General features: G+C 60.3%; 21 protein-coding genes. 6 read left to right on the plus strand and 15 right to left on the minus strand.

Features of this window, described 5'->3' with window-relative positions; genetic code table 11:
* Positions 1 to 23: 23 nt before the first annotated feature.
* Both AB4048_RS22380 and AB4048_RS22385 read right to left on the minus strand, forming a co-directional pair.
* Complete coding sequence (locus AB4048_RS22380) at positions 24 to 281, minus strand: DUF982 domain-containing protein (RefSeq protein ID WP_442204189.1); 258 nt, start codon at positions 279 to 281, stop codon at positions 24 to 26.
* Between the two features lie 24 nt (positions 282 to 305).
* Entirely contained in the window at positions 306 to 617 is a 312-nt protein-coding gene (locus AB4048_RS22385; protein ID WP_442204190.1) for a DUF982 domain-containing protein, read from the minus strand.
* Positions 618 to 818: 201 nt separating this feature from the next.
* On the opposite strand from AB4048_RS22385, the gene AB4048_RS22390 reads away from it, so the two are divergent.
* Positions 819 to 2,441 carry an ABC-F family ATP-binding cassette domain-containing protein gene (locus AB4048_RS22390; RefSeq protein ID WP_442204191.1) on the plus strand — a complete coding sequence of 541 codons (1,623 nt, stop codon included), beginning with the start codon at positions 819 to 821 and terminating at the stop codon, positions 2,439 to 2,441.
* A gap of 89 nt (positions 2,442 to 2,530) precedes the next feature.
* Here AB4048_RS22390 and katG read toward each other — a convergent pair whose 3' ends face one another.
* Positions 2,531 to 4,717: a catalase/peroxidase HPI gene (gene katG, locus AB4048_RS22395; protein WP_442204192.1), complete on the minus strand. Its 2,187-nt coding sequence runs from the start codon at positions 4,715 to 4,717 to the stop codon at positions 2,531 to 2,533.
* Between the two features lie 425 nt (positions 4,718 to 5,142).
* The gene (locus AB4048_RS22400) at positions 5,143 to 6,177 is read right to left on the minus strand and encodes a sterol desaturase family protein (protein WP_442204193.1); all 1,035 of its coding nucleotides are present in this window, start codon (positions 6,175 to 6,177) and stop codon (positions 5,143 to 5,145) included.
* Between the two features lie 225 nt (positions 6,178 to 6,402).
* Here AB4048_RS22400 and AB4048_RS22405 point away from each other — a divergent pair, with 225 nt between their 5' ends.
* Positions 6,403 to 7,236, plus strand: a complete 834-nt coding sequence (locus AB4048_RS22405; RefSeq protein WP_442204194.1) for a sugar phosphate isomerase/epimerase family protein — start codon at positions 6,403 to 6,405, stop codon at positions 7,234 to 7,236.
* On the opposite strand, the gene AB4048_RS22410 is transcribed toward AB4048_RS22405, so the two are convergent.
* A complete protein-coding gene (locus AB4048_RS22410) occupies positions 7,237 to 8,256 on the minus strand; it encodes a LacI family DNA-binding transcriptional regulator (protein ID WP_442204195.1) in 1,020 nt (339 codons plus the stop codon).
* Between the two features lie 172 nt (positions 8,257 to 8,428).
* Positions 8,429 to 9,532, minus strand: coding sequence for a saccharopine dehydrogenase C-terminal domain-containing protein (locus AB4048_RS22415; RefSeq protein WP_442204196.1), 1,104 nt, complete (start codon positions 9,530 to 9,532; stop codon positions 8,429 to 8,431).
* Between the two features lie 104 nt (positions 9,533 to 9,636).
* On the opposite strand from AB4048_RS22415, the gene AB4048_RS22420 reads away from it, so the two are divergent.
* The 3 genes from AB4048_RS22420 to AB4048_RS22430 all read left to right on the plus strand — a co-directional run bounded on the left by AB4048_RS22420 (position 9,637) and on the right by AB4048_RS22430 (position 11,287).
* Positions 9,637 to 10,089 carry an Lrp/AsnC family transcriptional regulator gene (locus AB4048_RS22420; RefSeq protein ID WP_442204197.1) on the plus strand — a complete coding sequence of 151 codons (453 nt, stop codon included), beginning with the start codon at positions 9,637 to 9,639 and terminating at the stop codon, positions 10,087 to 10,089.
* A gap of 237 nt (positions 10,090 to 10,326) precedes the next feature.
* On the plus strand, positions 10,327 to 10,797 hold the full coding sequence (locus tag AB4048_RS22425; RefSeq protein ID WP_442204198.1) for a nuclear transport factor 2 family protein: 471 nt from the start codon (positions 10,327 to 10,329) through the stop codon (positions 10,795 to 10,797).
* Positions 10,798 to 10,852: 55 nt separating this feature from the next.
* The gene (locus AB4048_RS22430; protein WP_442204199.1) at positions 10,853 to 11,287 is read left to right on the plus strand and encodes a GFA family protein; all 435 of its coding nucleotides are present in this window, start codon (positions 10,853 to 10,855) and stop codon (positions 11,285 to 11,287) included.
* Between the two features lie 51 nt (positions 11,288 to 11,338).
* On the opposite strand, the gene AB4048_RS22435 is transcribed toward AB4048_RS22430, so the two are convergent.
* From AB4048_RS22435 to AB4048_RS22460, 6 genes are all read right to left on the minus strand, one after another.
* Positions 11,339 to 11,665, minus strand: coding sequence for a hypothetical protein (locus AB4048_RS22435; RefSeq protein ID WP_442204200.1), 327 nt, complete (start codon positions 11,663 to 11,665; stop codon positions 11,339 to 11,341).
* Between the two features lie 86 nt (positions 11,666 to 11,751).
* On the minus strand, positions 11,752 to 12,345 hold the full coding sequence (locus AB4048_RS22440; RefSeq protein ID WP_442204211.1) for a L,D-transpeptidase: 594 nt from the start codon (positions 12,343 to 12,345) through the stop codon (positions 11,752 to 11,754).
* A gap of 116 nt (positions 12,346 to 12,461) precedes the next feature.
* Positions 12,462 to 13,421: an ABC transporter substrate-binding protein gene (locus tag AB4048_RS22445; RefSeq protein WP_442204201.1), complete on the minus strand. Its 960-nt coding sequence runs from the start codon at positions 13,419 to 13,421 to the stop codon at positions 12,462 to 12,464.
* A 131-nt stretch (positions 13,422 to 13,552) separates the two neighbouring features.
* Entirely contained in the window at positions 13,553 to 14,872 is a 1,320-nt protein-coding gene (locus AB4048_RS22450; RefSeq protein ID WP_442204202.1) for an NAD(P)-binding protein, read from the minus strand.
* Positions 14,873 to 15,548: 676 nt separating this feature from the next.
* Entirely contained in the window at positions 15,549 to 16,916 is a 1,368-nt protein-coding gene (locus AB4048_RS22455; RefSeq protein ID WP_442204203.1) for a polysaccharide biosynthesis/export family protein, read from the minus strand.
* 20 nt (positions 16,917 to 16,936) lie between these two features.
* Complete coding sequence (locus AB4048_RS22460) at positions 16,937 to 18,499, minus strand: oligosaccharide flippase family protein (protein WP_442204204.1); 1,563 nt, start codon at positions 18,497 to 18,499, stop codon at positions 16,937 to 16,939.
* Positions 18,500 to 18,620: 121 nt separating this feature from the next.
* On the opposite strand from AB4048_RS22460, the gene AB4048_RS22465 reads away from it, so the two are divergent.
* Positions 18,621 to 19,436: a glycoside hydrolase family 16 protein gene (locus AB4048_RS22465; RefSeq protein WP_442204205.1), complete on the plus strand. Its 816-nt coding sequence runs from the start codon at positions 18,621 to 18,623 to the stop codon at positions 19,434 to 19,436.
* An 11-nt stretch (positions 19,437 to 19,447) separates the two neighbouring features.
* Here AB4048_RS22465 and AB4048_RS22470 read toward each other — a convergent pair whose 3' ends face one another.
* The 3 genes from AB4048_RS22470 to AB4048_RS22480 all read right to left on the minus strand — a co-directional run.
* Entirely contained in the window at positions 19,448 to 20,509 is a 1,062-nt protein-coding gene (locus AB4048_RS22470; protein ID WP_442204206.1) for a glycosyltransferase, read from the minus strand.
* A gap of 4 nt (positions 20,510 to 20,513) precedes the next feature.
* A complete protein-coding gene (locus AB4048_RS22475; RefSeq protein WP_442204207.1) occupies positions 20,514 to 21,383 on the minus strand; it encodes a hypothetical protein in 870 nt (289 codons plus the stop codon).
* A 21-nt stretch (positions 21,384 to 21,404) separates the two neighbouring features.
* The coding region (locus AB4048_RS22480; RefSeq protein WP_442204208.1) for an acyltransferase family protein at positions 21,405 to 22,183 on the minus strand (779 nt) is incomplete at its 5' end.

Raw genomic sequence — 22,183 nt, forward strand, 5'->3', positions numbered from 1 at the left:
TTCACACTTTTCCTGGAAATTGCTTAAGGCGCGACTCCGATCGCTGCTTCCTCGGCGGCCTTGCGAAAGGCCTCGCGTGCCGAATCCGGTCCGATGCGGCCGTCCATGACGTCGGCGCAGGTTTGCAACGCCACCCGATACGCCTGCCCGCGGGTCATGGGCCAATGCTCCATCAGGCATTCGACGGCTTCGCGCGTATTGCTCACGGTCCGATACTGACCGTCACCATAGAGCTCCAGCTTCAGAGGCTTAAGCCAAGGTTTGCCGGGAACCATGTTCATTTCAATCGCCTTTCCGAATATCGATCAGTTGACGTGAAGATGGCGCGTGCGGCGGTCGGCAGTGGCAATGGCCAAACCGTAGCTATCCTCGGGCACGACGTAGATCGCGGCTTCGTAGGCGGCCTGGATGAAGTTCACCCGAGCGAACTCGTGATCGACGCGCCGTTCCAGCGCCAGCAGGCAGCTGGCGAAGGCTTGCTCGTAAAGCTGCCCGCCGTCGAACAACCACTCATCCTTGAGGCACTCAATCGCCTCCGTTGTGGTCATGATCGTGCGATAGCGGCCGACGCCGTGGACTTCGAGTATAACGGGGTGTTTCCAGTAACCGTTTGCCATCTTCGTTCTCCGATGACAAAACGGCGTAAATCGCTCCGTGTTCCGCCGCCCGCTTCGATCAAGCCAGATATCTTGCTTATTCCTGCGGCGATCGCGCGCGATCCTCAATTCCCGCTTGACGTTTGGCGCCTTCATCCTGCATCAGCCGTGGACCCATGAACTGCGGCACAAGGCCGCCTATCCCGTCGGCCGAGTGAACAGATGATCCGCATCGAGAATATCAGCAAACAGAACAGCCACCGGCTTCTCTTCATCGAGGCATCCGCGGCGCTCAACAGAGGCGAAAAGATCGGCCTCGTCGGTCCGAACGGCGCCGGCAAGACGACGCTGTTCCGCATGATCGCGCAGGGCGAACTTCCCGACGAGGGCCAGGTGTCCGTCGAAAAGAACGTCAGCATCGGCTATTTCGATCAGGATGTCGGCGAAATGGATGGGCGCAGCGCCGTCGCGGAAGTGATGGACGGGGCCGGGCCGGTCAGCGTCGTGGCCGCCGAACTGCGGGAACTCGAGGCCGCCATGGTCGATCCCGACCAGCTCGACCGGATGGATGCGATCATCGAACGCTACGGCGAGGTGCAGGCGCGCTACGAGGAGTTGGACGGTTATGCGCTCGAGGGCCGCGCCCGCGAAGTTCTGGCGGGCCTGAGCTTCAGCGACGAAATGATGGACGGAGACGTGGGCAAGCTGTCGGGTGGCTGGAAGATGCGCGTTGCGCTCGCCCGCATTCTCCTGATGCGGCCGGACGTCATGCTCCTCGACGAGCCGAGCAACCATCTCGATCTCGAAAGCCTCATCTGGCTGGAGGAGTTTCTGAAAGGCTACGAAGGAGCGCTGCTCATGACCTCGCACGACCGCGAGTTCATGAACCGCATCGTCACCAAGGTGATCGAGATCGACGGCGGGTCGCTCAACACCTATTCCGGCAACTACGCCTTCTACGAGCAGCAGCGGGCGCAGAACGAGAAGCAGCAGCAGGCCCAGTTCGAGCGCCAGCAGGCCATGCTCGCCAAGGAAATCAAGTTCATCGAGCGCTTCAAGGCGCGCGCGTCCCATGCCTCGCAGGTGCAGAGCCGGGTGAAAAAGCTGGAGAAGATCGACCGCGTCGAGCCGCCCAAGCGACGGCAGACGGTGGCGTTCGACTTCCTGCCGGCGCCCCGCTCGGGCGAAGACGTGATCAACATCAAGAACGTGCACAAGAAGTACGGCAGCCGAAGCATCTATGAAGGGCTGGACTTCATGGTTCGGCGCAGGGAACGCTGGTGCATCATGGGCATCAACGGCGCCGGCAAATCCACGCTTCTGAAACTCGTGGCGGGCGCGGCCAAGCCGGACGAAGGCAGCGTGGCGATCGGCGCGAGCGTGAAGCTCGGCTATTTCGCGCAGCACGCCATGGACGTGCTCGACGGCGAGCGCACGGTGCTGGAATGGCTGGGCGACTGCTTTCCGCAATCGGGCCAGGCGCCGTTGCGCGCGCTTGCCGGCTGCTTCGGCTTTTCGGGCGATGACGTCGACAAGAAGTGCCGCGTGCTGTCGGGCGGAGAAAAGGCCCGGCTCGTCATGGCGCAGATGCTCTTCGACCCGCCGAACCTTCTGGTGCTGGACGAGCCGACGAACCACCTCGACCTCGACACCAAGGAAATGCTGATCAAGGCGCTCTCCGAATACGAAGGCACGATGCTCTTCGTCTCGCACGACCGACATTTCCTGGGTGCGCTTTCCAACCGCGTCCTCGAACTCACGCCCGACGGCATTCATCAATATGGCGGCGGTTACACCGAATATGTGGCCCGCACCGGCCAGGAAGCGCCGGGGCTGCGCGGCTGAGGTCGGACGGCCGAAGCGTAGTGCCGAAATGAAAACGCCCGGGCGCGACTGATTTACAGCGGCGCCCGGGCGTCTATTTTTTTACAGGATCAGACGAGGTCAAAGCGGTCGGCGTTCATGACCTTGGTCCAGGCAGCCACGAAGTCGGTAACGAACTTCTCCTTGGCGTCCTGCTGTCCATAGACTTCGGCGATTGCTCTGAGCTGCGAGTTCGAACCAAAGACGAGGTCGGCGCGGGTGCCGGTCCACTTCAATTCGCCGCTCTTGCGGTCGCGCCCTTCGTAGAGGGTCTTCTGATCGGACGTGGCCTTCCACTCCGTGCCCATGTCGAGCAGGTTCACGAAGAAGTCGTTGGTAAGCGTTTCCGCGCGCTTGGTGAAGACGCCGTGCTGCGACTGTCCCGCATTGACGTTCAACACACGCAGGCCGCCGACGAGCGCTGTCATCTCCGGCGCGGTCAGTGTCAGAAGTTGAGCCTTGTCGACCAGCAACGCTTCGGGCGAAATCGAGTAGACCCCCTTCTGATAGTTGCGGAAGCCATCGGCGATCGGCTCGAGGACGGCGAAGGAAGCGACGTCGGTCTGTTCCTGCGTCGCGTCCGTGCGTCCCGGCGCGAACGGAACCTTGACGTGCTGACCCGCGTTGGCCGCGGCCTTTTCGACGGCCGCCGCGCCGGCGAGCACGATGAGGTCGGCGAGCGATACCTTCTTGCCGCCTGTCTGTGCCTCGTTGAACGCCTTCTGGATGCCTTCGAGCGTTGCCAGTACCGACGCCAGCTGGGCCGGCTGGTTCACTTCCCAGTCCTTCTGCGGGCTGAGACGGATACGTGCGCCGTTCGCACCACCGCGCTTGTCGGAGCCGCGGAAGGTCGAAGCGGAAGCCCACGCCGTCGCGACGAGCTGCGAGACCGGCAGGCCCGAGGCCAGGATCTTGCCCTTGAGGTCAGCGATGTCCTGGTCGTCGATCAGCAAGTGGTCGACCTCCGGAAGCGGATCCTGCCAGATCAGTTCCTCGGCAGGCACTTCCGGTCCGAGGTAGCGCACGCGCGGTCCCATGTCGCGGTGGGTCAACTTGAACCACGCGCGGGCAAACGCGTCGGCGAACTGCTCCGGGTTTTCGTGGAAGCGCTTCGAGATCGGCCCGTAGTTGGGGTCGAACCGTAGCGAGAGGTCCGTGGTCAGCATGGTCGGTGCGTGACGCTTGGACGTGTCGTGCGCGTCCGGAATGACGTCCGGAGCGTTCTTGGCGACCCACTGATGGGCGCCGGCCGGGCTCTTCGTCAGTTCCCATTCGAAGGCGAACAGGTTGTCGAAGAAGAAGTTGCTCCACTGGGCCGGCGTTTGGGTCCAGGTAACTTCGAGGCCGCTGCCGATCGTGTCGCCGCCCTTGCCGGTTCCGAAGCTGCTTGTCCAGCCGAGGCCCTGTTCCGCGAGGTCTGCGCCTTCCGGCTCAATGCCGACATGGGCGGCATCGCCCGCGCCATGGGTCTTGCCGAAGGTGTGACCGCCGGCGATAAGCGCAACCGTCTCCTCGTCGTTCATAGCCATGCGCGCGAAGGTCTCGCGAATGTCCTTGGCGGCGGCGATCGGATCGGGATTGCCGCTCGGGCCTTCCGGGTTGACGTAGATCAGGCCCATCTGCACGGCGGCAAGCGGGTTTTCGAGATCGCGTTCGCCGGAATAGCGCTTGTCGCCGAGCCAGGTGTCTTCCGCACCCCAATAGACGTCTTCCTCGGGCTCCCAAACATCCGCGCGTCCCCCAGCGAAGCCGAACGTCTTGAACCCCATGGATTCCAGGGCGACGTTGCCGGTGAGGATCAAGAGATCGGCCCAGGAGATCCGATTGCCGTATTTCTGTTTGAGCGGCCAGAGCAGCCGGCGCGCCTTGTCGAGGTTGACGTTGTCCGGCCAGCTATTCAGCGGCGCGAAACGCTGCTGGCCGGCGCCCGCGCCGCCGCGACCGTCGCCGGTACGGTAGGTGCCGGCGCTATGCCATGCCATGCGGATGAAAAGCGGACCGTAGTGACCGAAATCGGCCGGCCACCACTCCTGGCTGTCCGTCATCAGCGCGTGAAGATCCTTCTTCAGCGCTTCGAGGTCGAGCTTCTTGAATTCCTCGGCATAGTTGAACGCATTTCCCATGGGATCGGACAGGGAGGAGTTCTGGTGGAGGATCTTGAGGTTCAACTGGTTCGGCCACCAGTCGCGGTTCGACCGGCCGCCGCGGGCCGTGTGCGCGACAGGACATTTGCCTGCGTTGTCGGCTTTGGTATCCATGGTACTCTCCCATTGTGGTTATGTGATCTATGCAAACCAAAGGGGCAATCATGCGCCCTCTGAAAATGGTCCGGCGCCAACGCCGGTGCGGTGGTGAAGTGCCTCCCTGTCACGGCGGTTTCCATGGGGGGAACCCTCCCGGCAAGAAGCCGCTTGTGGCGCGAGCGTCATCGGATAACTGCGCCCCTGACGTGGCCGTCGCGCAAGCGCCAGACATCGGCTGCTTCTCACCTCCGCGCCTGTTGCTATAACAAAACCGCTCGATCAATTTAAGTTCGAATTACGGATTGCGGCGATAAGGTAACGTTATGAAAATTGCTCGCCCAGCGGACCCGACTGCGTTCAACGCATATGTCCGCTCGTGACGAAGCGGACATTTGTTCGGCGCGGGTATTTTGACAGTAACGGAGCTTTGCCAGGTCACGCTAGCTCGCGGCCGGCGTCCGTCTCGATTGCTTTTCCACCTGCTTCTTCGCCCGATCCATGAAGCGCTTGTTCATGCGTTCCTCGGCCTCCTTCGTGCCATCGTGGAACGTACCGAACCATTGATCCAGCGGAATGACGCCGTCGGCATAATTGCACTCGAAGAACTTGTGATGCAGATAGTGGTCGTAGGCATGGGTATCGATCGCCGTATCCTCCCCGAGGACGATCTTGTCGAAGCCGGCGTGGCCCGGGGCCGGCGCGAGCGCCGTATGGGTCAGGTGAAAGATTGCATGGATCGGGTTCGAGGGCACGATCCAGTGGATCAGCACGCCGGAGAAGTAGAGCAGATGCTCGACCGGATGCATCGCCAGTCCAGACCACGGACCAGGATTGACGTTGTTGTGGTGCAGCTTATGGACCGCATGGTAGAGCGGCGGCCAGTGAATCAGCCGGTGAACGAGATAAAAATGCAGATCCCGGAAGGCGGGGATGAGAAGCATGATGGCCATGCAATAGACCGGATGCGCGGCGAAATCGACGTAAGGGATGATCCCGTTGGCGAAGGCCCAGAGCGTCAGCACCTCGAGTGCTGTCCATAGCGGCACGGCGCTTGCGAACGTCCAGATGATATTGTCGACCGTCTGATTGCCGAAGAGGAAGGCCGAATTGTTGGTGGACGGCCATTTGCCATTGTATTTGAAGCTCGTGCCCTGCTTCTTCTGCATGTAGAGCCGCAGGTGAAAAGCCCCAAAGAAGACGAAGACGAGCGCGGCGTTTCTGGCAAGCAGGTAGGCGACCCAGCCGGCGGAAAGGGTCTTCATCGTCTCCATCGAAGGCGTCGCATAGAGCCAAAGCAATGTGGCGACGCCCGCGTAGACGAGGTTCCACGGCATCAAGTAGCCGGGATAGCCGAAGAACCATTTCAAAAAGGCGATGGGCCGCGCCGGCCACACGAAGACCGGGGGATATTGCAGAAGCTTTGAAGGCTTCCAGTCACCGCGTTTGTCGCGCGCGCCATAAAGGGTGTCGTCCATGATGTCGCCTCCCGAGCCAGAAGAATAGTTGCAGCCATTCTTCGCAACGGCGGGCCGACATGACAGCAGCCTTTTGATCAAAACTCCTCAAGCGCGCCGCTCACGACGACCGCTGATGTGTTGTGCGCCGGAGCCTTGCCGCCGATCAAAAAACCTTAGGATAGAGCCTCGCCTCGCGCGGGAAATCGCGCGATGATCGGTCACAGCCAAGCCATGGGAGACGCAATGCAGAACCTCCTCATCTTTCAGTCGCTCTGGGCGATGGAGCGCCGCAGCGCGCAATATCCGGAACTCGCTCTGGAAGAGAGCGTCGAACGGATCGCCGCGGCGGGTTTCGATGGGATCAGCACGCATTGGTACGATCGCGACTTCGTTCGCCGTGTTGACGCACTCTTGAAACCGCGTGGTCTTCGCGCCGAGGGACAGTGTTTTCCAAAGACCGTCGATGATCTCAAGCCGGCACTCGAGAACGCCGTCGAATTCGGCGTGCATCACCTCTGCCTGCAGCCGGATGTCCGGCTGCGTCGCATCGAGGATTGCATACCGTTGCTCGAAGGCTGGCAGCGCCTGGGCGAGGACGCGGGCGTTCCCGTCTATATCGAGACCCATCGCGACCGGATGACGACCGATCTCTTCTTCACCCTCGATCTCGTCGACCGGCTTCCGGAGCTGAAGCTCCTCGGTGACATCTCGCATTTTCTCGTGGGTCGCGAGTTTGCCTGGCCGGTGTCGGACGAGAACCACGCTCTCATTCATCGGATACTAGACAGCTCATGGGCTTTTCACGGGCGGGTGGCCTCTCGCGAGCAAGTGCAGATCGAGATCTCCTTTCCGCATCACCGGCCCTGGGTCGATCTTTTTCTTGGGTGGTGGGAGTACGGCTTTAGAAGCTGGCGGGCCCGAGCGGGAGCGGCGGACAGCCTCGCTTTCACCTGCGAGCTGGGACCGAAGCCCTATGCGATCACCGGACGCGATGGCGAGGACACGACGGACCGCTGGGAGGAATCCTTGATGTTGAAGCAGCTCATCGAAGAGCTGTGGCAGCGCGTTGCCGCCTGATCAGCCGATATTCTCAGCGGTATAGGTGAGAAACGGGACCGGCTCCGCAACCGGCTCGACATCGATGACACCAAGACGATGCAATACGGTGTCGAGCGCGCGCCTCGCCTGGGTTTCGGGCGCCTGGTCCAGAACCAGCGTCATCAGGCCCGTTTTCAGAAACCGCCTGGTTTCGTCGTTCAGCTCGTGGGCGATCCAGACGACGTCATTGGCGGTCGCATTCGGCAAGCGCTGAAGGACGGAGCCGACGCCCTTGTTCGCACCGCCGGCATTGTAGATACCGACGATCTTCTTCTCCCGCCGCAACGCCTCGACCAGTATCTCGGCTGTCCGGACATCGTCGTCGCGGCCGAAGAGAACCTCGGCAAAATCGAGCCCGGCCTTGCCTCGCGCGGCAAGGTAGTCCGAAAAGCCGCGAACGCGCTCCTTGTGGATCTGGTAGGCCCAGCTGTGGCAGATGGCAACGACGGTTCCCTCGGTGTGGCGCAGCATCCTGGACATATAAAAACCGGCCGTTCGGCCAGCGGCGTAGTTATCGATGCCGACGAAGACGCCCCGATCGTTGCCGGTGTAGGAGACGATCTGCACCACCTCGACACCCGCCTCCCGAACCTGTCGCAAGCTCTCGGCTATCTCGGGATGATCCACGGCGACGACGATCAGGCCGCGCCGGCGGATGTTCGGGTTCAGGATATGGGCGGCAAATTTCTTCGGGTCGCTTTCCTCCACGAAGGTACGATTGACCGTTATCGAATTGTCGAGCGATGCCGAAATGCGCTCGAAGGCGCGATTGAGCCTGCTGAAGAAAGGCGTCTCCGGACGCACCATCACAACCTCGATCCGGATCGAACCGCGGTAGAGGTCAGGTATCAGGCGTTGATAGCCTAGCCGCTTGGCGGCGATCACGACCTTCTCCGCCGTCCTTGGCCGGACGTTTCCCCTGTCGTTAAGGACGCGTTCGACCGTCGCCAGGCCGACGCCTGCTTCCTTTGCGATATCCGCCAGCCGCGCCTTTTTCATCCCGGCTCCTCCTGATCAAAAATGATCATATTCAAAGTGGAATGTGAAGCGCTGTTCGCCGAAGCCAAATGGCGAGCGGCATGAGATCGAGGCCGCCAAAACGGAAACATCCGGTGCCGCACAGGTCGGCACCGGATGTCCACTTGATTTAAATTTTCGGTTCGGACCGGGTTCAGCTGGCCTTCGCGAGCTTCACGGCTTCCGGGTCGTAAACCTGGCCGAAACGGTTGGCGAGGAAATCGGCGAAGGAAACCTCTTCCTGACGCACGAAGCCCTTTGCCGGAAGCTTCCCGTCGGCGAGCAGGTCGAGCACCGTGCAGATGCCGGCTGCAGTGGTGATCTGGATCGCGCTCATCTTCTGGCCGGCGACGACGCCCGCATAGACCTTGTTGGCATAGGTCTCCTGAAGATAGCGACCGTCCTTCCAGCCGCAGACAGTGACGAACACCACGACGACGTCCTGCTTGGTGGCGGGAAGCGCGTTTTCGAACAGGTCCTTCAGCACGTCTCGACGGTTCCTCAGGTTGAGGTCGTTCAGCAGCGCCTTCACAATCGTCTGATGGCCGGGGTAGCGGATCGTACGATAGTTCATCGTCCGCACCTTGCCTTCGAGCGTCTTTGCCAGCGTGCCGAGGCCGCCGGAGGTGTTGAAGGCCTCATAAGTCACGCCGTCGAGCGAGAATTCTTCACGCTCTTCCATGGCCGGAACCGTGATCAGCTTGCCCTCGACGACGGCCTCGCAGGGCTCGATGTATTCGTTGATGAGGCCGTCCGTGCTCCAGGTCAGGTTGTAGTTCAGAGCGTTCGACGGGTATTGCGGCAGAGCGCCGACGCGCATGCGAACGCTGTCCAGCGTGTCGAAGCGGCTCGCCAGATCGTTGGCGACGATGGAAATGAAGCCAGGAGCCAGGCCACACTGCGGAATGAGCGCCGACTTGGCATTGGCAGCAAGCGCCTCGACCTTGCGGGTGGTGGCAACGTCTTCGGTAAGATCGAGGTAGTGCGTGCCTGCCTCGACGGCTGCCTCGGCCACGGCGCCTGTCAAGTGAAACGGCGCTGCGGACAAAACGGCGAACTTGCCCTTCAGGAGCGCGACGAGGCTCGCGCGATCGGCGATATCGATCGCCGCGGTCGTTACCGCCGGGTGCTTGTCGACGGCGGCAAGCTGCGCTTCGCTGCGGTCGGTAACGGTGACGCTGTAGTCTCCGGTTGCGGCCAGCATCTGGGCAATAGCGCCGCCGATCTTTCCGGCTCCGACGATAACAATGTTTTTCATGAAGTGTTATTCCCCTCTGGAATCTTGATGACCGCAAAAATGTCGAAGAACACCGTCGATTCATAGCTGCGAAAATGCTAAAACGAAGCATCATTTTCGGCAGAATGACGAAGGAAGTCGACAAAGTGCAGTTATCTCAGAAAGACCGCGAACTGCTTGCGCTGCTCGGTGAAAATGCGCGCATGCCCGTCGCCACGCTGGCGCGCCGTCTTGGCCTTTCCCGTACAACGGTCCAGGCTCGGCTCGAGCGTCTCGAACGAGAAGGTGTAATTGCCGGCTATTCGGTTCGGCTATCGGATGTTTATCTCGCCGGACTGATCCGGGCACACGTGCTCATCACGATCACGCCGAAAGCGCTTTCGATGGTGACGGCGGAACTGATGGCTCTTGCCGAGGTAAAGGCGCTTCATTCGGTTAACGGACCTTATGACCTCATCGCGATTATCGCTTCGCCATCGATCGCCGACCTTGATCGGCTTATCGATCTGATCGGCGAGCTTCCCGGCGTCGAACGCACCCTTTCCTCGATTATTCTCTCCGACCGGATCGTCAGGTAAGCGCACCGCTTACCAATCCTCGCCTCGGTAAAGAACCTTCATGGTTGCTTCCTTTGCGGCCTGATCAGTTTCCTGTAGTTATGCGACAAGGACGAAACCGACGTTGCCATCCCGACAGGGCAATGAAAAAATGTGCCAAGGTGTGGCAAGCTCATGCGACACCGCGCGCGGATGGACCGGTTCGGGGCCGAAGCCACAGCGCCAGATGAGCATGCCGTTTCCCGATGGAGGTCAATGATGGATAGTTCGCGCCCGCCTTTGCCACCCTTCACCCTCGAAACGGCAACCGAGAAGGTCCGGCTGGCGGAAGATGGCTGGAATAGTCGCGATGCCGCAAAGGTATCGCTCGCCTATACCGCCGACAGCGAGTGGCGAAATCGTGCCGAATTCCTGCGTGGCCGCGACGCGATCGTTGCCTTCCTCACCCGCAAATGGGAACGCGAGCTGGACTATCGGCTAATCAAGGAGCTGTGGGCCTTTCGCGACAACCGCATAGCGGTCCGCTTCGCCTATGAATGGCACGACGACAGCGGCAACTGGTTTCGCTCCTATGGGAACGAGAACTGGGAGTTCGACGAGAAGGGCCTGATGCGCCGCCGCATTGCCTCGATCAACGATGCGCCCATACGAGAGACGGATCGCCGCTACCACTGGGCCCTAGGCCGCCGACCGGACGACCATCCGGGCTTGAGTGAATTGGGGTTCTAAGACGTCAATACCGCACGCAAGCGCCATCATTGGCGATCGTTGAGGGAGGACTTGGATGGCGAAAGGCCAATCGGAGAATGTCTCCACCACAACGCGTGGCTCCTGTCATTGTGGAGCGGTGCATTGGGAGTTTCGAGGCGTCATTCCCGACGCCACGATCTGCAACTGTACCGTATGTCGGCGTTATGGCGTGCTTTGGGCCTACGGCTATGACGGCGACGAAATCCACGTGGAGGATCCGGACGGCGTTCTCAACGCCTACACCCGCGGATCGAGGTCGCTCTCCTTCAACTTCTGCAGGCGCTGCGGCAACCTTGTGAGCTGGCGCGGCCTGAAGCCGGACAAAAGCCGACAAACGAGAATTGCAGTCAATCTCCGGCTTGCCGATCCGGCTGATGTCGCGGAGATCCGCCTTCGGCGCTTCGACGGCTTCGACAGCTTTGAGGATCTGCCCGCGGACGGACGCAACGTCGCCGACGTCTGGTTCTAGACCAGCCAGCAAGCCGCGCCACCGGATAGGGTCGCCCGAAGGAGCTTCGCCTCAAGCCGCCGGCGTGATGGAGGCGACCTTGCCGTCCGTGCCGATCACGCAGTTGAACTTGCGGCCGGTTTCACTCAGTTCCACGGAATAGCTGGTCGGACTGAGTTGGCGCGAACTCGTTGGCAGCACCTTGCTGGCGTCGAGATTGGCTTGCTTTGCGGCGGCGCCCGCGCACAACAGCTGCAGATCGGCAGGGGCCGTCTGCACCGCCGTCCTCGCCATCTGGTCGGGTGGCGGCGGTGGCGTCGACGTACATCCGGCCACGGCAGTGACGCTTGCAAAAAAGACGAGCAACGGCCCCCTCGGCCACTCATTCGGCTTCGTCATCCCTTATCCCCCGTTTAGACCTGCTTGTTTTCACGCAATTCCGGACGGAAAACCGTTTCACGCTTTTCCTGGAATTGCTCCAGAATTCACACACCCTTATAAAGCGCTGCCCCCTGCATCAAGACGATGACCTTCGCGCCGATCTTCACGCGCGATGCAAGGTCGATGATGTCGTTGTTGTTCATGCGGATGCACCCCGAGGAAACGTCGAGACCGATGGTCCAGGATTCCGGCGTACCGTGGATGCGATAGATGGTGTCGCTGTCGCCCGCGTAGAGATAGAGCGCCCGTGCTCCAAGGGGATTTTGGGGACCGCCGGGCATGCCGGCTGCCCACTTCGCCGCATTGGCATCACGCGCTATCATTTCGGGCGGCGGCGTCCAGGTCGGCCATTCCGACATTCGCCCTATCCGCACGATCCCCGCCCAACCGAAGCCTTCCCGTCCGACGCCGATCCCGTACCGGATCGCCTGATTGTTCGGCTGCACCAGGTAGAGGAAGTGCTGATTGCCGTCGATGATGATCGTGCCCGGCTCCTCGGCGGTACGAAACGTCACGGTTTGCATGCGGAAGGCGTCTGGCAGTTGCTTGTTGCGCGCGAAGTACTCACGGGCCTTGTTGAGGTCGTAATTGACCCAGGTTCTGGTGCGAGGATCGAATATCTGGGTTTGCGCTGCCATCGCCACAAGCGGTCCGATGCATAGCGCGGCCGCCGCGAGCGCCAGGAACCGCTTTCGGCTCTGATGCGATCTGGCCTTGGGTTCAGAATCTGGGGAGGAGATCCGGTCAATCTTCGTCATGGCTTTGCCCACCCGTCGACGCGAGCGCCATTGCTCTCGACCCACTTTGTCGCGAAATCCAGAGGCACCTGCCGCTCCACCTGCAATGCATAGGTCATTTTCGTAACCTCCTCTGGCGTGAGATCGACGCGCTCCAGGAAGCTTGCGATATCGGCATGCTTTTTCTTGAATTCAGAGCCATAGGCGATCTGATACCGCGTGTCCGGCCACGCGACCGTCGCACTGGACTTGGTGACCCACATTGGATCGCTCGCAGCCACGATCTTCCACTTTGCCGCGTCATATGCCGGTTCGGTAAGCCGCGTGATCTTATGCAATTCGAAGACATGATGCGGGGCGTAGCAGGCAAACACCATCGGCCGGTCGGTCGCGACCGCAACGTCCACCGCGGCCATCGCCGCATCCTCCTCTGCCTCGACGAGCGTGACGTTCGCGGCATAGCCGTAGCTGTTCGCCCTCACCCGCTCGATCCCGGTCGACAACCAGGTCGTGGCACCGATCCAGATTTCGCCGCGCCCGTCGCCGTCGGTGTCGAGCACACCGGTCTTTGACGGATCTAGGAGATCCTTGATGTCCTTGATCCCCAACGCGACCGCCTGCGGCGTCGCGCAAAGGCCCTCCCACGCCGCAACGCTGTGCTTGGTCAAGACGACGGCTCCACGCTCGTCGACATATTTCTTGACCAGGCTGTCCAGGTTCGGCCGCCAGACTTCGGGGTAGGCGGCCACCTTCCCGCTTTCAAGCGCGTTGAAGGCGGTGAGCGGACCCATCTCCTGGACCTCGGCTTTGACGCCGAACTCCTTTTCAATCCCTACCTTCAGAATATTTGCCGTCGCCTGGCCCGAGGCCCAGTTCGGCATCGCGATCACCACAGCGTCCGCATGCGCGGGCGCGACGGCAAAGGTGACGAGTGCGGCAGCATAGACGGCCGTTATCGACTTCAACCCTGTATTCAAAACGCCCTCCCGGTCTTGGCGGTAGACAGGTGGAATTGGACAACCACAACTGCCGGCGAAAAACGTAAAAAGGTAAGTACGTAACAGTTACAAAGCCCCTGAAATCTTAACGCGGGAGCACGCGCTCACTCTCAAATCCTGCGAAGGGGACTGGCTTTCTCCAGACTGGCGATCGCTTCCTTCGCAGCGACATTCGAGTGCGGAATATACTCGAACTTCCCCTGCCTGCCGATGCAAAGAACGCCTTTCTCCGCAAGCGCCTGGACAATGGAGTCACGACGCGGCTTGAAGCCCTTTTCCGGAACCGGATAGGCGTTCGCCAACAGTCTGCTCCCCATCAGGGCGAGGTCCCCCTCGACAATCTTCAAGGCCCGCAGATGCGCCACAACTTCCCCGAACGCTGCTTCGGAGACAGGGGCGGCCGCGCCAGGAGGAACGGTTATCTCGACGGTAAAATAGCGAAGCTCCTGGCCGGGCGCCTGATAGAAGTCCGAGTGAAGCGTGATGCGCTTCCAGTTCCCCCGGGTGTGAAAATTGTAAAGCACCGAGCAAGCCGGCATCCACGCCCCACGCAACGACACGAATAGGCTCAACAAGGTCACCGCCGGCAAATCCGGGTCGGGAAGATGGCAAAGCCTCGCCATTTCGCCCAAGGGGATGGTCGAGATTAGCCGCGTTCCGGCATGGTCACCGGATGTCGTTTGCAGGCGGCAAGAGGAATCGCAGCTTTCGAGGGCAAGAATTGTATCGTCGAAAAGGAACTTCACACCCCTCTGTTCGAGAGAACTGACCGCGCGGTCGTAGTATCGCGCAAACCCACCTGGGAGCCTGACGACCGAATACTCGGTCCGGTGCTTCTTCGTCATGCTCCTCCCAAGCAGCCTGCGAAGTCGGTAGCGAAGCGACGTTTCGCGCGAAAGCCACTGCATTCGCTTGAGCGCGAAATCGAGATCGATCTTGGCGGCATCCACCCCAAACAGGCGCTTGATATACAAATCCAAGCCGACCCGGCGATAGAACACGTCGCCGATCCTTGACCGCGCGTAGCGACCGGCATCATCGTGACGCGCGGGATTGAACCGCCCAAGCAAAAGGCTCCAAAGCGACGACAGCAGATCCGTGGCATTCCGCGGCCGGCCGTCGATATGCCAGTCGAACGGATAGTTTCCAACGTCCCCCGTCGTGCAGATCTTTTTGACCAGGACGTTCATGGCGCGGCACTCCTGAAGTAATTCCGGAAAATGCCTGAACTGCTCGTCGTCGGAATTGAAATAGATGGAGCCGATGTCGAACTCCATGCCGTCGATGAACTGGGACTGGTGATTGCCGCCAGGTTCTCGATAGTGCTCGACAATCAAAATGGAGTGCTGCCCGTCGCATAGACGTTTCGCGGCAGTTAGAGCCGATATACCACATCCAAGGATAATATAATCATATTTAGCTATCGCCATGTCTTGGCGTTCCGTATGGTTACTAAATCAATGTTAGAACCAAATGCCGTAAAGACTAGAAACAGGTTTTCCCGAGACGATTACGAAGGCGACAACCAACGACTGCCCTTACGTAAGCCTCGGCTATGAGAAGTTACATCCGCGGCGCACGCACCTTCTTATAGTGCTGGTAATCTATATTGGCAATCGCGCGAGTGACGTCCAAACGCGCAGCCGGCAAGAAGGTCGGATTCGTCGTCACTGTTTTCTTAGTGTGTTTGGTGATATTCACTATAGTTGTGGTGAGCGGGTCTCAACGCCGTGGACGATGGCGTCAGCCCGCCAGGTGGGGAGGAATGGCAGGAGCATGCTTCCAACGTTGGCAGTCGCAGGCTTTATAGCGTTTGCTTCAGGATTCGCGTTGCGGGTCGGTGCATTCGCGATATTCGCATTGATCACTGGAGCGCTCTATTTCGGGCTTCTCCTTTATCAAGACCATGCCTTGATCGCGGCAATAGGACTAGTCCTTCTGTTGTTTGTGGTCATGCAGGTCTGTTACGCGATCGGCGTCCTGCTTCCCTCATTGTTTTTTCGGACGATAGGTCACCGACGACGCCTGCCCCATCGGCGCGTCGAGCCTCAGGAAAGCAGCAGCTCCAGCAATACCCGACCGCTTTAGCGCTTGAAGGCGCAAGCCTTAAGGGCCGCCGTTTCCAGACGCGGCCATGTCAGCCGTGGCCGGCGATGTCGAATTTGTAACGCCCAAATCCGCCGGGTCAGGCCGCAACGTCTCGACTTCGATCAAGTCACGCGGTTCAACCAGCATGTCGGCGGTCGCTTCGATCGTTTGGGACTTCCCGTCATTCCCGGCGCGTGCGATATGCAGCTTTACCGTCGGCTCAGCGTCGCGGCGTTCGTCGAGGAGTTGTTTACCCTCCTGCTGATCTGCCTCATCCATGAGCTTCCGGGAAATGCGGGAGTCGAAGTTGGACTTGGCAATCTCCTGATTGACGTCGTTGAGGTCGCTTTGAATTTGCGAGTTCCTGGAATTGACGATGTCGGCGGCGTCACGCTTGTTCTCCTCAAGCGACTGCCGCGAGCTGATCAACTGAAACTCGAGATCGAGCAACTTGCTCTCGGCATCGGACGCGCTTTGGTCGAGAGCGAGGCGCCGCGAGCTGAGGCTCAGCCCTTTGTCGACCAGCGAATTGACGGTTCCGAGTTCCTTCCGCAGCAGATCGATCTGATGTTGCTGGGTTTCGATCTTGTTCTGCAGCGTTTCAATGCTGTGGGTATAGAGATCGGTTAGGCCGTCGGCGGCAGCGATCTTGCTCTTCAGTTCAACGCTGCGCAGCTTCATGAGGTTGATTTCCTGGGAGTAGAGCGCATCGGCACCGCTGGCGCCAACGAGTTCCTTTGGCATCTCGAACGTATCCTTGTCCTCCATCTCGGCCCTGAGACGGGCCTGCCGCACCAGCAGCGTACGGAGATCCAGCTGGGCGTTGCCGAGCGTACTTGAAGCCTGAATCCGATCGCGATCAAATCGCGCTCCGGTGTTCTCCGCTCTTCGCTGGAGCCCGCCCGCCAGGCTGATCGCCTTCATCACCGTAAGACCGGGCGCGAATGGGTACGGTCCTGGCTTGTCGACGCCGCCGACAAGGTAGACCGGCCCGTACTGAGCGACCTCGACGGAGGCGTAGGGTTTGGCCGAAAGGCCTGCATTCTGTTGCAGGAGGTCGGCAATCTTCTCGGCGAGTTCCTTTGTGGTGGAACCCGCAGCCGAGACTTCGCCGACAATCGGTATCGAGACTTCACCGGCATCGTTGACGAGGAAGGTCCCGTTCAAGACATCCCAGTCCTTGAACTCGCCCTCACCTGAATGCCACTCGACGATGCGCAAGGCGATCTTATCGTCGGGGACCAGCCGGTAGGGCTCGCTTCGGGCGGGAAGCGCAGTCAAAGAGCCTAGCGCCGTCAGGAGGATCGCGGCACCAAACCGCAGGCCGTTTAGCCGCATCCTGTTTGGGGCAAGAGCAGCAGCGGCTCTCCTTGAAATGTGGATCATGGCGTATCTCACTTTCTAACCTAGGATGCAGCGGTACGATTGAGGGCGGAGCCGGGGACGAGGAACGACAGGATCGGTTGTAGCGCTCCCGAGATCGGCGAAGGCAGCGAACCGCACAGGCGGCGTGTGAGTGCGACATCGTTCGGATGCATCGCGCCGAACAGCCGCAAGGCGACCGCATAGACGAGGATGGCGAGCATGATGGCGATGATGAGGCCGCCGGCGTCGCTGATCAAGCTGACGACGACGAACGCTGCCAAGGAAGCAGCGATCGAAGCCAGCATAATCCGCGCAAGCGAACGGAAAGGGTAAGCGAACCCCAGCCTGCTGGTTATGAACCACAATCCGAAACCAATCATCGCGAGCTGAGTGATGGTCCGGCAGATCGCGGCGCCGATAAGGCCAAAGTCCGGGATCAGCGCAAATCCCAGGGCTGCCGACAGGAGTGCTCCAACCAGAGACGACCAGAAGATGAAGTCGCTGCGTCCGACTGCGTTGACGAGATGCGTGCCGATGACAGTCGAGATCGAAAATCCCGCCGCCGTCACAATGATCATCGACGCCGGGATGGCAGGCGCGAAATCGGGACCATAGAGCAGCCGCAGGAGTACCGGCACGACGGCGGCCATCCCGAAGCATGCCGGAAAGGCCAGCAAGGCAAGCAGGCGCGTGCCGCTTTCGAAGGCGACCTGCAGTCCTTGCCGGTCGTTCTGGCCGTGCTTTTCGGCAAGCATCGGCAAAAACGCGCCGGTCAGAAGAAGCGGTCCCTGCGATGCAAGGGCGGAAAGCGCGAGCGCGACGCTGAAAAGCCCCACCTCCCTGAAGCCCCAGAAGCTTTGGAGAAACAGGATCTCCATTCGAGACCAGACAAAGGTGTTGCAGATATTGGCTGCCCAGGAAAACCGCGAGTAGCGCCGCGTCCGCTCGCTCAGTTGCGGCGACACCTCTCCTCGACGCAACAACAGCCGGGCAGCGGAGGCCGCAAGAAACACTTGCCCGACCGCGTAGCCGCCGATGGCGCCTGGTACGCCGAAGAAGCGGCCGCCCAGATAGACGCACAGGATCTGCGAGACCATCGATATCGACGTCAGCATCGCCAGGCCAACGAACTTCTGCGAGCCCCGCAGATAGGCCGTGCCGAACAGCCCGAAGGATTGAAGCACAACAAGCGCCGCGACGAGCAGAATGAGCTCGATCGATGCGCCTGAGCTTGAACCGTGAAAGAGCCGCCCGGCGACATTTCTAAGCGGTCCGGCCGAGGCTAGATAGAAGCTTGCGAGAACGGCGAGCGCGAGCAGATTGTAGACGAGCAAGTTCCGGGCGAGTTTTCCGGGCAGCGCGCCGATGGCCGCGCCGTCGTGCTGGCCTTTCAGGTCCGGCAGGAAACGGCTGACGGTCAACGCCATGCCGCCATCGACGACCGGCGTGATGATCAGCCCCAACCAGACCGCGAACGCCACGATGCCTGCGCCCTCAACGCCTAGCAGCTTGGCAACGATCACGCCGGATACGAAGGTCGAAAATACCGTAGATAAGCCGGCAACCGCAGAATACATCGACATCTTTGCAAATGAAACGGCCATTCTATCCTCCGTTTCGTTTGCTGTTGGCAATAAAAATTGAAACTAAATTATTTGTTACCATGTCGCTTGCAATATATTCTGAGATATATAGTTTATAATCTGAATTATAGGAGCAAACGCAATGCGCGATAACTTCATACGGCCCACCTTCATCTTTGCAGCCGCCATTGCCGCTCTCATCAATACCGCCGATGTACGGACCGCTTTCGCCGAGGCCAGCACGATCGATCCGAGTAAGCTCCAGTTGATCTTTGACGAGAGCTTCGATCGCCTCGACGTCTCGGCATGGGGGCCAAACAGCCGGTGGATCGCCCACACGCCGTGGAACGGCGATTTCGGAGATGCTCGGTTTGTCGATCCGAAGCCGGACTTCCCCTTCACCGTCAGCGACGGCATGCTCACGATCACGGCTCGCAAGACGGACAAGGGATGGCAGTCGGGACTGCTCGCATCGACGGACCCAAAGGGAACCGGCTTCAAACAGCGCTACGGCTATTTCGAAATGCGGGCGCGCTTTCCCGCCGGCGAAGGCGTCTGGCCGGGATTCTGGCTGGTTAGCCGCGGCAACGTCAAATCGGTCGAAGTCGATGTCGTCGAGCACTACGGCCATTTCCCGGGTCGCTACACCGCATCGCTTCACATCTGGGATCGCAAGGACCCGAAGCTCACCAAGACCTTCCATCAATGGGTGCCGGTGACCGCCGGAGCGCTGTCGAGCGACTTCCACACTTACGGCGTCGCGGTTGCTCCTGACGTCATCCGGTACTTCCTCGACAGGAAGGAAGTGTGGTCGATGCCGACGCCAAAGGAGCTGACGCTGCCGTTTACCATCCTTCTCGATCTCGGCCTTGGAGCCGGCTGGCCGATCGACAAGGCGCCCAATCCGTTCTCCATGCAGGTAGACTACGTCCGAGTTTGGGACCTTCCCCAAGGCTGAGAGCGGCTCGTTCATCCCGCAGCCCTCTCGGTAATGGCGACAAGCTTGTCCATCTGGCGGCCGATGTCGAGCTCGGGCCTTGCCGCATGCGCGAATGCCGCTTCCCGCTTCTCGCGATAGGCTGTCGTGTCGCCCCACAGCGAGCGCAGTGAATCCGCCCACACCTCCGGCGGATCGTCCCGCCGCAGGAGAATGCCGCCGTGGCCGACCGCCTCCGGAAGCCCGCCGGAATCGCTCGAAAGAACGGGTATGCCGCTGAATTGCGCCTCGGTGGCCACCCTCCCCCATGTCTCGTCCCACTGACTGGGAACAAGGAGGACGCGCGTCTGCGCGTAGATGCGCGCCATATCGTCGCTGCGCGCGACGAGCTGGACATTGGGAAGGATGCCTATCTGTTGCTGCAACCGGGTCTCGAGGGCAGCTGTGAGCGGCCAGCCGCGAACAAACAGAAACGGAATCTCGGGGCAGATCCGAGCGATGGCGAGCGCCAGATCGACGCCCTTCACACTGACAGGATTGATGAACGTAACATACCGCCCCTCGCCCGGTGTGCGGTAAAGCTCGGCCTGGAATATCGGCGGAATGACCTCGGGCTCGATGCCGAATTTCGCGGTGAACCGCGCTGCCGTGTAGTTTGAATTGGCGATATAGGCGGAAAACGGCAACTCGGCCGCGCTACTGGGCCACGCCTTTGCTTTGGAATCGAATTCGAGGCCGTGAAAGTAGGCGACGCTCGATATCCCCATGCCCGCAAAGGTGCGCCCCATCTCCACCATGTTGCCGTTCTGGATCACCACCACCTTCGGCGGAGCAAGGCCGCGCAGATCTTTCCAGGGCCTGAGCGAGCGGTAGACGTCGTAACCGAGTGAATTGTCGAGCGCCACCTCCTTGCGACGCACGCGGCTCGCCACGAACTGCCGGGCGCCAAAGGCATCCCGCAAGGACAGCTTCGAGAGGACCGCGGTCGGATGACCGCGTTCGTTCAATTTAAGCGCGGCCTGGTGCGTATTGATCTCCAGGCCACCGAAGAGCTGCGGCAGATGCGGCGTGCCACTGGCAAGCAAGAGATGCATAAGATCAGGCCTCTCCCGAATTCGCTTGGCTCGGGCGATCGTCTTCACGCGCCGTCATGAAAAGCCATTCCTGAACGCCGGTACGACGCTCATGCATCAGCTCGACGGACGTTCCGGGCATCCATTTTGCAAGCAGCGGAAGCCTGGCTGCCGGAAAATCCGAAAGCGTCCTGGGCCGCGCGTAGAAGGTTTCGATGTCGTGGCTTTTTCCGAAGCGCTGGAGCAGGAGATCGGTACAGCCCGGGAGCAGGTCGTCATGCGTCTCGACCAGAATATCGGCGTTGGCAAGCTCCGCAATACGCTCGTTGTCGAGCAGCTCCTTCTCGCCACCCTCGATATCGCAAAGGATGAGCGGACGCCCGGACGCCTTCGCCAGGCTTTCCTTCAAATCGACCGATGTGCAAAAACCCTCCAACTTGATGCGCTCCGACACACCATTGTCGAGCGCCGCGCGCCGGAAGAGGTCATGATGCTCCTCGAGCGCTTCGAAACCGACGACGGTCGCATCCGGCATCCGACGGGCAAGGCCGATGGCGTAGTAGCCGTCGGCGACCCCGACATTGATGATGGTCCCGTATTGCCTTTCGATGATCCTTTCGATCACGTCATGCAATTCGAGCTCCTGGGTTCCCAAGAGATAGCCGAGGAGACGGCGGCTGGAGACGGGGCTGAGCTGCATCTTCATGCCCTGGAATGGACCGGAGAGAACCTTGTCGCCGGCGCTCTGCCGAACGGTTGCGCACGCGATATGCCAGCCGGGGGCGACAAGCCACCGCGCTGGCGCACGAACGGCTTCAGGTAGCTGCCGATAGGAGCGGTACATCCTCATCGCGAGCGGATTTGTTTCGATTGCGTTCCATGTTGCGTGCCGCATGCTTTGTCTCCTTGCGATGAATCAGTGCGGAGGATTCCGGCCGATGACCGCCCTCGTTGGCGTCGAGAAGATTTTCCCTTGCGCACGGCGACGATCCCTGTCGCGCTTGGCCAGCCGGACGAAATTCAACTCGATAAGGTGATAGATTGCGTAGGCCGCCGCGACGGAGCCGATATAGGCGACCGGAACGAAGAACGGCGAATACTCCTTGCCGAACAGCAGCCACCAGACCTTTTCCACGGCAACGATCGAGAAGAAATGGAAGAGGTAAAGCGAATAGGACATGTCGCCCAGCAGGCTGGCCGCGCCGGCAAACCCGCTGTCGAGGGATTGCCGACCGAAGATGCAGAAGCCCACTGCAAGCACGCAAATTGTCCATCCGGCCAACTGCCAACCCAGATGCAGCGGAAAGGCAAATTTGCCGGCAAGGAATACCGACAGGCAAAATACAAGCAGTGCCAGCGTTATAAGGACCGGATGCCTTATACGCTGCTCCCAGCCGGAAAAAAACGCCGGAAAAAGTCCGATGACCACGCCTGCAGCGAAGAGAAGAAGGATCGGATCGGTCCAATAGGCAAACAGAGTGTGCGGCGGACCGGTGTCCGTCAGAGGTTTATACGCCGCACCGAAAGCGACTAACGCGACGAGCGTGGATAATAGGAAAGGAAGGCCGATCCGTTTGCCGAACAGCAGGGCGGCCGCGAATATGACGTAGAAGAACATCTCATAATTAAGCGTCCAGCCGACGCCCAAAAGAGGACGCATGTAGCCGCCGGCCGGCACGCCCATCGGCAAGAAGA

This window comes from Rhizobium sp. RAF56 (assembly GCF_052113965.1).
Taxonomy (GTDB): domain Bacteria; phylum Pseudomonadota; class Alphaproteobacteria; order Rhizobiales; family Rhizobiaceae; genus Rhizobium.

Excerpts from the sequence above, each read along its gene's own strand:
- AB4048_RS22380 (WP_442204189.1), bottom strand. The coding sequence starts at position 281 with ATGAACATGGTTCCCGGCAAACCTTGGCTTAAGCCTCTGAAGCTGGAG.
- AB4048_RS22385 (WP_442204190.1), bottom strand. The coding sequence starts at position 617 with ATGGCAAACGGTTACTGGAAACACCCCGTTATACTCGAAGTCCACGGC.
- AB4048_RS22390 (WP_442204191.1), top strand. The coding sequence starts at position 819 with ATGATCCGCATCGAGAATATCAGCAAACAGAACAGCCACCGGCTTCTC.
- katG (WP_442204192.1), bottom strand. The coding sequence starts at position 4,717 with ATGGATACCAAAGCCGACAACGCAGGCAAATGTCCTGTCGCGCACACG.
- AB4048_RS22400 (WP_442204193.1), bottom strand. The coding sequence starts at position 6,177 with ATGGACGACACCCTTTATGGCGCGCGCGACAAACGCGGTGACTGGAAG.
- AB4048_RS22405 (WP_442204194.1), top strand. The coding sequence starts at position 6,403 with ATGCAGAACCTCCTCATCTTTCAGTCGCTCTGGGCGATGGAGCGCCGC.
- AB4048_RS22410 (WP_442204195.1), bottom strand. The coding sequence starts at position 8,256 with ATGAAAAAGGCGCGGCTGGCGGATATCGCAAAGGAAGCAGGCGTCGGC.
- AB4048_RS22415 (WP_442204196.1), bottom strand. The coding sequence starts at position 9,532 with ATGAAAAACATTGTTATCGTCGGAGCCGGAAAGATCGGCGGCGCTATT.
- AB4048_RS22420 (WP_442204197.1), top strand. The coding sequence starts at position 9,637 with ATGACGAAGGAAGTCGACAAAGTGCAGTTATCTCAGAAAGACCGCGAA.
- AB4048_RS22425 (WP_442204198.1), top strand. The coding sequence starts at position 10,327 with ATGGATAGTTCGCGCCCGCCTTTGCCACCCTTCACCCTCGAAACGGCA.
- AB4048_RS22430 (WP_442204199.1), top strand. The coding sequence starts at position 10,853 with ATGGCGAAAGGCCAATCGGAGAATGTCTCCACCACAACGCGTGGCTCC.
- AB4048_RS22435 (WP_442204200.1), bottom strand. The coding sequence starts at position 11,665 with ATGACGAAGCCGAATGAGTGGCCGAGGGGGCCGTTGCTCGTCTTTTTT.
- AB4048_RS22440 (WP_442204211.1), bottom strand. The coding sequence starts at position 12,345 with ATGGCAGCGCAAACCCAGATATTCGATCCTCGCACCAGAACCTGGGTC.
- AB4048_RS22450 (WP_442204202.1), bottom strand. The coding sequence starts at position 14,872 with ATGGCGATAGCTAAATATGATTATATTATCCTTGGATGTGGTATATCG.
- AB4048_RS22455 (WP_442204203.1), bottom strand. The coding sequence starts at position 16,916 with ATGATCCACATTTCAAGGAGAGCCGCTGCTGCTCTTGCCCCAAACAGG.
- AB4048_RS22460 (WP_442204204.1), bottom strand. The coding sequence starts at position 18,499 with ATGGCCGTTTCATTTGCAAAGATGTCGATGTATTCTGCGGTTGCCGGC.
- AB4048_RS22465 (WP_442204205.1), top strand. The coding sequence starts at position 18,621 with ATGCGCGATAACTTCATACGGCCCACCTTCATCTTTGCAGCCGCCATT.
- AB4048_RS22470 (WP_442204206.1), bottom strand. The coding sequence starts at position 20,509 with ATGCATCTCTTGCTTGCCAGTGGCACGCCGCATCTGCCGCAGCTCTTC.
- AB4048_RS22475 (WP_442204207.1), bottom strand. The coding sequence starts at position 21,383 with ATGCGGCACGCAACATGGAACGCAATCGAAACAAATCCGCTCGCGATG.